Consider the following 12237-nt stretch of genomic DNA (forward strand, 5'->3'; position numbering starts at 1 on the left):
GGTACCTTCCTCGCAAGGCTTTGCGGGGCGTTGGCTGGAAGACGGGAGAAAAACGGGATAAAACGCAAGGCGTTAGCAATATTTGTGAAATGTTTCACAAATATTGCCTCGTGATGGAGAAATGCGCCACCGTCTCAAGGACGGGGCGCTGTTATCAGCTTTTTTTTAGATAGCCTATTGGGCAGAGATCCACGTTCTGTGACGTGTAGACCTGCCTTGATTGCCTATGAGCTAACTCACAACAAGCCATGTTCAGCGAATGAATACACGGTTTCGCCGACGATGAAGTGATCAAGTACGCGAACGTCAATCAAGGCCAAGGCTTCTTTAAGTTTTGCTGTAATCACACGATCGGCCTGACTAGGGTCGCTGATTCCGGACGGGTGGTTATGCGCAATAATTAGCGCCGCCGCATTATAGTGCAGCGAGACTTTGACCACTTCGCGCGGATACACGCTTGCACCATCAATCGTACCCCGGAATAATTCATCGCACGCGATGACCCGGTGTTGATTGTCCAAGAACAGACACAGAAATACTTCGTGCTCATACGGCGCCAATTTCAATTTAATACAGTCCTTCGCCTTGTCCGGACTGGTCAAGGCTTCGCCTTGACTGAACGTGCGGTTGTAGATCTGAATGGCCTCTAAAATGACATCCTGTTCATCGGCCATACGGTAACGATTATTGGTTCCTCGAATGTATAACATGGGCTTTCTCCGGTAATCTTAAAATTTGGAGAAAGCCGTCCCCTTCCGGGGTGGACTTTCTCCGGAAGGGTTGTCAAAAATGTGCAAAGCCTCGTCAGCGATGTCTTCCGACGTTGACCGTCGGCAGAACACATTTCGCTAAAGACGCTTAAGCTGACGCCATTTCTGCGTCAGGTGTTTTGGAATGATGCTTGTTACATGGTCGTTGGCCAGATAACCAGCCAAAAGCCACGCGCTAACACAGCTGCGGCCATTGACCCGATTAGGTTTAGACTACATTTCCGCAACGGTGACGACATCGCCATCATTGCCGAGCACGATTTGAAAGGTCCTGGAAAACAGCGCCGGACAACTGCCAAATGTCGGCAGCAGTCGTTGCAATGCGTCCGCAGGCTTATCTGCCGTATTGGCTACCACGAAGTTATGAAAATCCCATTCATCGGCTTCCTTGGCGGATTCCATGAACGTATCCCATTCGTCGTAGTAGGACGAAGCTTGGCAAACCACCAACCCGGATGACTCCCGATTAGGTACGATGAAGCGGTCCTGATCCTCGTCATACACGGCATCGTGATCGATGTCGACGGACTCGCCATTCAGGGTTAACCGGTACTTTTCACAAAATACCGCCTGACCACTCACCCATTGCCCTGCAAAAAACGCGCGGTGCGTTTCGTTGACGATGTCCAAGGTGATGGCCGGTCCGTTCAAATCGACCAGGTACGAAAATAGCCAATGCTTGGCATCCAACCCCGGCCGAAATACCCGATAATCGCGGTGCCAAGCGAACATCCAGCGTAGCGCACCGACCGCATCGAGATCATCCAGGTCGGCCACTTTGACAAGGCCGTTTTCCACATCGCTTTGACTGACCGGTTGTGAAACCGCTGTCAAATTAACGCTGCTGCAACCTTCCTTGATTGGATAGTCCTGAATAATCGCCAATACCTGTTGGGGCAACAACGGCACATCATTCAGTAAATCCAGGCAGCGGTAAGTTTTCAGGGTGTCGTAGCCCAGTACAAAGTCCTCTGCCAATAGATGGTTCTTGATCGCTTCCAGGCGTTGCCTGGCTTCCCGTTGCAGAACCTGCTTAACCTCAGCGATCACCTGCGCTTCATCGATCAACTTATCCCGATCTGGCAGCCGCGCGAAAAAGCGGCTGGAATCCAAGTGGATGACATGACCGGGGTCTCGTTCGTGGTGACTGTGATAGACCGGTAAGCCTTGCAGATACAGATGAAAATACTCCGACTGTCGCAACCAATCTTCGCCCTGGGACAAGCCATACACATACAGCTCACCCAGTTCGGTCTCGATGAACGGTAACGTTGAATTGACCGCACGCGGCCGATCCAGGCTGACACCGTTAAAGCGCACTTCAATCGGAAATCCCCGCGCCAAGCGACGCAACTGGGATTCGATCTGATCCGCTTCCGGTTTGAACTGGGTCAACGTCAAACGCGTGATGCCTTGCCAGTCCGCGGGTTCGATCACAATCGGTTGGAAGGCCAAAAGCGCAGCCGTATCCACCGAAAAGCGACCACACTTGCTGTCGACGCTGATGGCTTCGCACGAAAATAGTGCTGACAAAAAGCCAATCCCAAAAGCATGCTCGCGTTCAATCAACTCTATATCCCAGCCGGACTCGGCTACGGTCAGTAACGTTTTCAAACAGGCGATGCCGCAGCCATCGTCACACACCGTCAAGGTTCGAGTGTCTTCAGCATACTCGAAGCTGACGAATGTAGCGCCGGCGCGGCGGGCATTTTGCATCAGCTCTCCCAGTACCGTGGTGGACTGGGTAAAGCTGAAACGCAGGTTGTTGATCAGTTTCTCGGGGTTGACCGATAATTGTGTGGTGTTCATGTGAGTTCCTCGAATAAAAAAGCCCCGAGGAAAAGACACAGTCCAACCCCGACGGGGAGAACGGATCATCTCCCCGAGGCGGGTAGTACTGGCTAGGCCAGTGGTTAAGTTAAAGACCTGTATAACACCGGATTACGATGCCAAAGCTAGGTCTGTAGTCGATGGTAAAGACCCCGTCCATTCCAGCAAGCTGGATTGTTCGTTTTCCAATACCGCATCGGGATCGATGCCATGATTCGCCAATACAGTGTTCATTGCTCCGGTGAGCATGGCATTGCCACGCTCCCGTTCCGACTCGCCGCCGTATTTGACTGCCCAAAAGGGATCAAAGTGGACATGCCGGCCATCCCGTTTACAGTGTTGACTGACTTCGGTACGGAAGGCTTTATCAAGTTTTTCCGCTTGGTCGAACTGCTGCCAAAAACCGTTTCCTGCTTTGGTCTCCGCCGGCGGTAGCCAACGGCGATGATTGCCAACCAGACGATTCATCCGATCAATTAGCGTTTTGTTGGTTGGAAAGAAATGAATCGTGCCCACGCCGGGATAGTAGCGAACATCAAAATAGCTGCCGCTCATCCGTTGCCCAGAACGCAGGGCATGGAAGTGATTTCGGAAAACCGATTCCAGCCCTATAGCCGCTTCATACTTGCCATCCAGCATGGCAAACACTTTGTCAAAATCCGCCAGCATCCGTTGGGATTCCCACGGCAAATCGTTTTGATACGATTCGGTGGCATGACCAGGAAGCACAAAGCGGGTGGTTTTGATGCGCATGCCCAGCGTGCGATGTTTATCGTTCGACTTCCAGCCCATATAGAAGACGGTATTGTCACTATGGTAGCGGGTGATCAAATCGAATATGTCGCATGCCATGCTCAGCTGAATATCCCCTTGCTGATCGATAATGCCCTGTAAGAAGCCGTAGATATTCGGCACGGTAAATTCCAAGGACTTCACCGTTTCGAAATCTGACTCCAGACGTTTTTGCGCCGCCGATGACAAGCGCGACGTCACCTGCGTGGATCGCAAAATGCCGGACCAGGCACGATCTTTTAGATCGCTGTAATCGGTATAAAGCTGATTCTTCACCCAATCCAGCGTGGACTGCGTGGACTTGACCGCCGCATCACCATTCAATTCACCGAGCGTTTGTCCCAGCATCTTGCGATAGCGCATGGCGCGCGCTTCACTGAATGCTGATTGCCGGGCCGCTTCGACGGCGGCATTGAACATCAGCACCGCATTGTCGATAACAGCATTAACCAATGCCAGTTCATGCATGGGCTGGCAATCGCCCGCCAAACCATCGGCGCTCACTTGATCGCGACGTAAGTCGTCGAGTATGTTGCCTAACAGCGCCTCTTCAAAGGTTGAGGTTTTCTTCAACCAGACCAGGGCGATGTCCACATCCGTTTTGCGCTCGGCATCCTGGCCGGCAAACATGTCCGATAAGTATTCCACTTCGCCAAACTGTTCAACCAATCGAAGCAAATGCTTTCGTTCCTTGGAAAACGGGTTTTTCAAGGTTTCAGCATTGAGAATGGCCACGATCTCACCGTCGAACAGAATCTCCCACGCCTTCAGCACATGCTGCACGCCGTCGGCAAACGGGGGATTCATCAACACATGGGAATACAGACTGCCGTTTTTGAACTGCATAAAATCCATACCCACCACGGCATAGCCTTGCGAACGCAAGATCGGGTGTTTACTGATATCGATTTCAATGCAATCGACTGGAATTTGCTGCCAGCGGTTATAAGGCCTGGGTTGTAATAAATGACCTTCCCCGGCAGAGGGTTCCAATACACGCACAAAATTCTTGTTCTTGAAGGTTTCCCAAGCCTTGATACTTAACGCTTCCGGCGTTGGGTAATACTGAAGATTGTCTATCATGGTGATCTCCGATAAGACCCCTGACGACCGATGTATCCCTGGCGGGATAGAATCATCCCGCAGGGGTAGTGTGAAAAACTCGGCTTAACCGAGTGTCAAAAATGAAAATGGCGCGTCAGATCAACGCGAACCGCTTACCTTGAATGAAGTCCTGATACTGCCGGGCTTCGGTTTTTGCTTTGAACCGGGCATGCACGCTGCCGTCGATCCAAATTTCCCAAGGCAAGCGGTTAAGCTCGCCTCTGACCAGTTCTACTGTGCCAACCCGAAATTCATCGTGTTGGTAAAGCACCTGGCGGGGACTATCGATACGGACGATGCACTGATCCAGTAATGCCGGACCGCCGATATCGCCGGGTTCGATTAGCAATGGGACTTTGATGGATCCCATTGAGCGACCAATCGAGCCGATGACATCGTGTTCATCGAGCCACGACTGACCGGTAGCTGGATCGCCGTAATACAGCCGGATTTTGCGTCGGCTATGGCGAAGCTGTTCCAATAACTCAACCACCGGCTCCGGTGTGTCGGCGTGGTAACAGGTGCCGGATGGCAATCGCTGATATTGGATGCAATGCCCCGTGCCGAAGGTGGGTTCAAAGATTTGTGTCATGATGTTGTCCTCAATGAAAAACGGAAACATCACGCATCCCCAGCGGGAATAGGACATTCCCGTGTGGGTGGATAACACTGAGTGCCGAATCGGATGATTTGGCTAACTCAGGCTTTTACAAATTGCGCACATAAATACCGCGCGCATTTTTCAGGATTGGATGTCCAGAGCAGGTTTTCCCAAGGCTTGTAATGCCAGAGGGATCAACTGATCCAGATCCTCCCAATCGATACTGCCGCCGTTGGTTTCGCCTTGTTGATAGGCTTCAACCAATCCCCGGCAAACCCGCATGGCCGATTGTTCCTTCTTCAATTGCCGTACCGAATAATCCGGTTCCGGCAGTTGTTCAACGGCAACGCATTCCCAGACCAAGCTTTCACCCTCCGATTCATGATAGTCATCGGACAATAACGGCATGGCAGCGGTGTCATCCCAAATCGTGGCATCGTTGAATGCCTGTTCGGCAAGATGTTGTGCAGCTTCGGGACTATCTGCGGTGATACCCACCGACACGCGATGCACATAATCGATTTCGTAGGACACTACGAAGTGCCGATTCACTACCGTCACCGTGACATTGGCTGAGGTGGGTTTTTCGACTGGTGATTCGGTTTCCGCCAATTCACCTTCTACTAATGCGCTTTCATAAGGCTCGATCTCTTTATTGCAATCCGGACAGCGATCGTTACACCCGCAATCCCAAACATCCTCCCATTCGGTCTGGCAGTAGGGACAGCGGTACTGATTCAGATAGCGAACCGTCCTGTTTTCAAGTGGGATTGCGCCAACGCTGGGTTGGTTGATTGTTTTCATGGTCATGTCCTCCAAAAAACGCAGGAACGACCACCCGGCAGGATGACGTTCCTGCAGGTAAAAACGCTGCTCAAAGCCAAAAATCGGCTCGCACAGCGGGGTTGAATTCACGCAAAAATCGGTATATGGTGGCTAAAACTCACTAAAAAGCCGAGAAATAGCCATGTTTGACGATATTTTGCGCATTTTTGATTTCCTCAGTCCTAAGCGGACGGAGAGCATGCAACCAGTACGAAAATCGATGGCAATACCACTCGATCCCAGACTGAATGCGTTAAATCTTTGCAAAACTATCTTGACCAAGTTGGATGCTGCGGAAGCCGATGTTTTGCAAAACATCGACGATCCGAAGCGAGCATGGCCGTTGTTGAGCAATATCCGGCAATTGCGACGGGAAACCTTTGAGGATCTCCAAGCGCTATTACCGGACGGCTTTCGTTTCGACGAACCCACGATTGATTTGGCCAGACCGGTACGCACCGTAATGACACAAACCGGCGCGACGCTTGCGGTATTCAATGGCGGACAGACTCTCTAACCGGCACTGATAAACCATTGCCTTTCAGTGCTGCCCGGAGTTGAGAGACCTGATGCGGAACTTTCTGAGTTTCTACACCAGCAACAGCAAGCGATTGCTTTTTAGAGCGCCGAGTTTTTTTGACTTCAGGCTCGGGACTTTCTATCACCGGTTTGATTTTCAACAACTCCCGTTCGAGCTTGGCGATTTGAATATCCGCCTCGTAGATCTCGATCGTTTTTAACTTGGCCTGTAATTGCCCTTCCAGTCTGACCTCCTCACGATTGACACCGTGATTGCGCGACTGAATTTCCTGACGCACCGAATCCGATATCGCCAACCAATCCATATCCTCGCGGCTACGTGACATGATGACCGGTAGCCGGTTACGTGCCAAACGCTGCGCACGATACCGGTGCAAGACTAGAGTCGCATTTTTCAACACACCCAGCAGTTGCAACGCCGTTGTCCAAATCACCCGCAAGGCGAGGATAAACATAGCCAGTAAGATGACACCAAAAATAAAGTTCATTGAAGTTCTCCTTTAAAAATTTAAGAAAACACTTCGAATGAACAGCACCCGGCCGGGCGATGGTCGCCCGAAGCGGGTTTTAGGTTTGCAGCAGCGAATACCACTGCGCTTTACATCGGACTTAACGCACCCGACACGATCACGGTTTAACGTGCTCGCCGCCTAAAGACGGAACGCCGACCAAAGTCGGATTCAGCATTCATAAAAGAACGCATGAAATGTCTGTTTGTCGAATGGGCTCCAGTAAGAGAGTGCATTCGACAAACTGTGGTTGCAATCAGCTACCCATAGCCACAATCGCTTAGGTTATGACCTAAGGATTGGGCTACGGATAATTGACTGGATTAGACTTAGGCTGCCAACAATATTGATTTCGAGAGTTCGAACAATTGCGCTCTCAGCTCCGAAAGATCGTTAATGGTGATGGCAATCGGGAACAGATGCTTGACATCCAACCCCAATCCCACGCCGACCGTTTCAATACCACTATCGCGACAACGCTGTAACAGTTCCAGTGTGCTCAACGTGTCATTGGGCTGACCATCGGTCATCACCATCAACACTTTGCGCGGTTCCCGGCATCGCAGCAGTGACGCCGCACCAAACCAAATCGCTTCGGTCATCGGCGTACTGCCGGTAGCGGCCAGCGAAAAGGCGCCAGTTCGGGCATTGACGCGTTGGCCATGTTCCAGTAATCGGAACACCGAGTCATCTTGATGACCTGGAAACGCTGTGACGCCAGTATTGACTCCGGGTATACCTTCAAAGGCCAACGCCAGTGCCAAGGTGGCTTCCAATGCAATCGGCATTCGCGATCCAATGGGTTGGCCTTGGCTATCGGTGACCTGATAACCCATGCTTTCGGATTTATCGAGTAACAGATGGATGGCCGTATTGGGGGCCGATTTGGCCTGCTTGCGCTGAAACAGCTTGGTTTCACCCAACGGCAGCCGATGCAAACGCTTGCCATCCAGCCGCCGCCCACGACACGCATGTTGCGACCGGTTTAAGGTTTGCGATTGCACCAGTCCTTGCAACGCGGCACGGATTTTTCCCGATTCGCTTTGCACCTTACACAGTAAAAACGCACCGGCCCGATCGTCCATGGGTGGCTCGTGGCCACTGGGCATCAGCAATTCCGACACGTTTTCCGCCGCCAACGACAAGGCCGATTTCAGCGATTCAAACACATCCTGCTCGATGTCACTGTCACCAGCGGACAACAAGGTTTGCAAGACACCCATCGGATCGGCAATCTCCGCAGTTTCTTCATATTCACCTTGCGGGGTGGATGTCGAACTGTCGGATAGCGTTGCCGGTTCATCGTCAGGTTTTTTGGAAGCCGAATCATCGTTACCGGCTGGTTCTGACGACGATTCGTCATCAGTGTCGTTGGGTAACTGTTCATCGGGCTCCATGTCATCCTGGGAATCCAAGCCGCTCGAATCGTCCGAATCGGTTGATTCAGCATCCTGATTCGTATCATCCGGTTCAGGCGTGGTTTCCTCATCTGCCAATGGCTGTGCGTGATTGCGTTGCCGTTGTTGCTCAAACTCCTGCTCAATCATGGTCAGAATGCGATCGGTCAATTGCAGGCAATCACTCTCCGATTGCAAACCCTCCGGCACTTCGGACAATAAGCCTTTCAGCCGCGTTACGGCGCCTTTCGGAAAAGTTGCCTTCAATGTCGCTTCAGTTTGCTCGACCAATGGCAATAACGCCGATTGACCCAACACCCTGGCCCGCAGACTCTTCAAGACAAAGCTGTACAGAATATTGGCCGGATGATCATCGATATTGCTGGCGACAAAGTCGCCTTTGGCAATCATCTTTTCAATCACCGTGCGTATTGTCAGCCGCGTGCCCGGAAAGTCCTTGGCCAGTTCGTGCTCGATGCGGACATCTTCGATGGCACCGCATAAGCGCCTGCGTAATACCGAATGCCCAAAGCGTAGCGTAAAATCCGAATAACGAATATGCGCCGCCTCGTGGGCTAAAAGGCCCCAGGCGACATCCTGATAATCTGGATCGTCGCCCTCATAGGCCGGCAGCCAAATGGTTTGGCCATCGGTTTCGGCTTTATCACCGCCGACACTGACTTTGACGCCAAAGCGATTGCCAATGGCCGCCGCGACGATGGGAAATGCGTTGTGTAAGGTTCTATTTTTCATGGTGTGCTCCAAAAGTTGGGGCAAACCATGACCCCAGCGGGACATGAATTTGCCCCAGTGGGTGAAGTGTTAAATGGCGTAGGATCAGAACCAGTAATCCTGGTCGGAATCGTCCGCCTCCTCATCGTCTCCTGCCGTCACCGGTTCCGGTTTCGCTGCGTTTTCCAAATCATTGGCGCGATCGGCATCGTTACCGGTTTCCAGATTGGTCTGGCTTTTGTCCAGCAAAACCTCCAGCGCCCAGTCATCCGGTGTCGGTTCGAGTTCATCGTCAAAGATGCCGTCAAACAGATCGGTAAAATCGGAATTGTCTGAAACGCATTCAGCGATGACGGGTTTTGCTTCGGTTGAGACTGTTGTTTCTGTTGGTACCGTTGATAGCTCTAAATCCACGTATTCGAAGGTTTCATCAACGTCTGTCTCTTCAAAAACGGGTGTTTGATTAACCAACAAGCCTTCACCGTGCCGACGGGTTTTATCCGGATCGGACAACAGCATGGCTGTAGCCAGAATCTCCTGCAAAATGCTGCCTTCAATGGCGCCTTTGTTGGGAATTCTCGCCAACAGATCGTCAATGGTGCTGACGACCGGGGCGACCCGATGATCCAAAAAGCCCAATCCATCGAGTTTGTCACGCATGCGGCGAATCGGCCGTAACGCATTCCGCGTCACTTGCTCCTTGCCCAGCAATGATTGCTCGATGAGTTGATTGGCTTCCACGGAGATTTCGTAGAACATCTGTTCACTGAGCGAACCGATTTTGCTTTCCAGACGCGCGACGTCCGCCGGCGGCAAGCTATCGGGTAAACCGACACTCACCACCAGAAAATCAAACGACAACCGCGTCGAAACAAATTCCACCGAATCCACCGCTTGCTCGATGATACCGGCGAACTCCGGATGGCGAATCACCCAGTCCGTCACCGCCGCATCGTAACCGGCAATAAATTCGGTTTTAGCCGCTGTAAAATCCAGCGCGATGCGTTCCAGTTCCGCGGTAATACTTGCGGCCGATTCAACCGGTACCGCAAAGCCACCCAGAAAGCGAGTGCCGACGCGCAAACAAATGCGTTCGGCTTCCTTCTTCAGGCGGTTGAACACAGTCAGCTTATCCGGATCGAGCAAACGCTTGGAGCCTAAGCTGGCTAAATCTTCCGGCGGCAATTTGCTACCATCGGCCAGCACTAGGTCTTCTTTTTTCAGTTTCTTGCGGGCACCGTAGATATTGGCTTCGACTTTAACCAAGACCACGCGGTCTAATAACATTTGCGTTTCATGCGACATGGGAACCTCCTAAAATGAGAGGCACACCCATCCCGTTGGGGCCGATGTGCCCCTTTCGGGTTAAATGAAAATAACAATTCGGTTAAAACCAGCAGTCTTCCGTGTTGGATATAGCTGCTGCCAGATTTAATCGGGGTTTGAGCAGGCCTAAGACTTCAGCGGTTTCTCGAATGCTGTCCAGATCGGTGCCAAAAAATGCCAGCACCTCCTGTTCAACTTTCAGATCGACTGAGAGGTCTCGAGCGGTTTCGGTGGCAATATCAATCTCCACGCCTTTAAAGCTTTTTGCTTTCAGCGCCAGTAAAAACAGCCAGGGCAAAACACCATGCATTGATTTGATCTGACCACTGAGTTCAAAGGTTTCGGCATTGAGGGTGACATCAATCCACTGTTGCCAGCCATTCCATTCCTGTTCAGGCGTAGCATGATCATCCGACACGTTTTGAATAGCGGCGATCAGTCGCCTGACCTCGATACCCAATTCCACGCGGATATACTGTTTTGCATGGCAATCAACGGTCCAATACAGTGCTTCGACAGGTGGTGCTGGCACAGACACGGGATTTGCATCAGATTCAGGCAATTGTGATGGTGTTGCCGAAGTCTTACCCGGAAACACCACATTGCCGTTAACATCAATATCCACCTCGCCGACCAACACATAGCCCTTGGCCTGTTTTTGCCGTTCAATGTCGAATTGCTGAACACCGCTACGGTTGCTGACACCAGGTAAATTAGATGCCGTTTTCCCCCAACGGGTGGTGATACTGCCATCCGTATTTGTTGTAACTGCCCAGTCCTTGGAACTGCCGTCAGGGTTACGATGACGATAGAGATTCCAGGCGGCCATGCTTAAACCGTCCAGTCATCGCCAAACACATCTTTCGCAATGCGATGAATCGCTTCGCGTTCGGCGGGTTCGGCCCGAAAGGTCAAAGCCCGATCCAGGGAATACGCCAAGGCATTGGGCGCACTTTTGAAGGTGGCCACCAGTGACGCCCAACGCACTAAACCGCGCGTCGATAACGTGACTGACAACATGCCGCCGCCATCCGCGCCGCCGATGAAGACTTTGCGAATCTGATTGGCGACTTTGATCATGCTTTCGCGCACCGTTTCCGGCATGGTTGGCACCACGTCGGCCAGCAGCTTCATTTCGTCTTCAGGTTCGGGGTAACCGACTTCCATCAAACGAAACCGATCCAAAAACGCCAAGTTTTGCCGCAACACCCCTTGATACAATCCCGATTGATCACCGGACCCTGCACTATTGCCGGTGGCGACCAAACGGAATTTGGGGTGAGGCGTAATCACATCGCCGGTTTGCGGAATCGTCAACGGTTTGCCTTCGACGATTTCATTCAGGCCGATCAATTCCGCGGGATCGATGGCATCGATTTCGTTGATCAACAACACATGACCCAGGCGTACTGCCAGGGTCAACGGGCCGTCGATCCACTTCATCGCGCCGCCATCGACCAGCATGTACTGACCCAACAGGTCGTTGAGTTCCAATCGACCGTGACCGGTGACCGAATGCACGCCCCAATTAAGACGCGCCGCGACTTGCTCCAATAACGAGGTTTTACCGGAACCAGTAGGACCGGTCAGGTATAAGCCGTCACCATTGTGTGCGCCTAAAAACGCCAATACATCGCGCAAATGATCCTTGCGAAACACGTACGGCTTGATAGCCGGTACATACAGGTTATTGGCCGGGGCAAAGCCTTCCACTTTCATGGAAGCAGGGGCCTGAATACCGAAGGTGTCGGCAATAGAATAGGATTGATACATGGTGAGCTCCTCGAGGACTAGCCTCAGAAAACAAGGGG

Annotated in this window: 11 protein-coding genes; 1 reads left to right on the plus strand and 10 read right to left on the minus strand. The window is 51.9% G+C overall.

Translation table 11 applies throughout. The features are described from left to right. Positions 1-236: 236 nt before the first annotated feature. The 5 genes from radC to DDY07_RS00670 all read right to left on the minus strand — a co-directional run bounded on the left by radC (position 237) and on the right by DDY07_RS00670 (position 5901). Positions 237-710, minus strand: a complete 474-nt coding sequence (radC, locus tag DDY07_RS00650) for a DNA repair protein RadC (protein ID WP_171694399.1) — start codon at positions 708-710, stop codon at positions 237-239. 273 nt (positions 711-983) lie between these two features. Beyond that, positions 984-2579, minus strand: coding sequence for a hypothetical protein (locus DDY07_RS23795; RefSeq protein ID WP_216614690.1), 1596 nt, complete (start codon positions 2577-2579; stop codon positions 984-986). A gap of 132 nt (positions 2580-2711) precedes the next feature. Next, positions 2712-4475 (minus strand): DUF4942 domain-containing protein, encoded by a 1764-nt coding sequence (locus tag DDY07_RS00660; RefSeq protein WP_171694400.1) that lies wholly within the window; start codon positions 4473-4475, stop codon positions 2712-2714. A 115-nt stretch (positions 4476-4590) separates the two neighbouring features. Then, a complete protein-coding gene (locus tag DDY07_RS00665; RefSeq protein ID WP_171694401.1) occupies positions 4591-5088 on the minus strand; it encodes a hypothetical protein in 498 nt (165 codons plus the stop codon). Between the two features lie 150 nt (positions 5089-5238). Then, positions 5239-5901 (minus strand): hypothetical protein, encoded by a 663-nt coding sequence (locus tag DDY07_RS00670; protein ID WP_171694402.1) that lies wholly within the window; start codon positions 5899-5901, stop codon positions 5239-5241. Between the two features lie 241 nt (positions 5902-6142). Here DDY07_RS00670 and DDY07_RS00675 point away from each other — a divergent pair, with 241 nt between their 5' ends. Beyond that, positions 6143-6439: a hypothetical protein gene (locus DDY07_RS00675; protein WP_253734366.1), complete on the plus strand. Its 297-nt coding sequence runs from the start codon at positions 6143-6145 to the stop codon at positions 6437-6439. On the opposite strand, the gene DDY07_RS00680 is transcribed toward DDY07_RS00675, so the two are convergent. From DDY07_RS00680 to DDY07_RS00700, 5 genes are all read right to left on the minus strand, one after another. After that, positions 6417-6950 carry a hypothetical protein gene (locus tag DDY07_RS00680; protein WP_171694404.1) on the minus strand — a complete coding sequence of 178 codons (534 nt, stop codon included), beginning with the start codon at positions 6948-6950 and terminating at the stop codon, positions 6417-6419. The genes DDY07_RS00675 and DDY07_RS00680 overlap by 23 nt on opposite strands. A 350-nt stretch (positions 6951-7300) precedes the next feature. Next, positions 7301-9121, minus strand: a complete 1821-nt coding sequence (locus tag DDY07_RS00685; RefSeq protein WP_171694405.1) for a VWA domain-containing protein — start codon at positions 9119-9121, stop codon at positions 7301-7303. A gap of 84 nt (positions 9122-9205) precedes the next feature. Beyond that, complete coding sequence (locus DDY07_RS00690; RefSeq protein ID WP_171694406.1) at positions 9206-10405, minus strand: DUF3150 domain-containing protein; 1200 nt, start codon at positions 10403-10405, stop codon at positions 9206-9208. An 82-nt stretch (positions 10406-10487) separates the two neighbouring features. After that, entirely contained in the window at positions 10488-11255 is a 768-nt protein-coding gene (locus tag DDY07_RS00695) for a hypothetical protein (RefSeq protein WP_171694407.1), read from the minus strand. A gap of 2 nt (positions 11256-11257) precedes the next feature. Next, the gene (locus tag DDY07_RS00700) at positions 11258-12199 is read right to left on the minus strand and encodes a MoxR family ATPase (RefSeq protein WP_171694408.1); all 942 of its coding nucleotides are present in this window, start codon (positions 12197-12199) and stop codon (positions 11258-11260) included. Positions 12200-12237: the final 38 nt, after the last annotated feature.

The sequence above is a fragment of the Methylomonas sp. ZR1 genome (assembly GCF_013141865.1).
Classification (GTDB): Bacteria; Pseudomonadota; Gammaproteobacteria; order Methylococcales; family Methylomonadaceae; genus Methylomonas.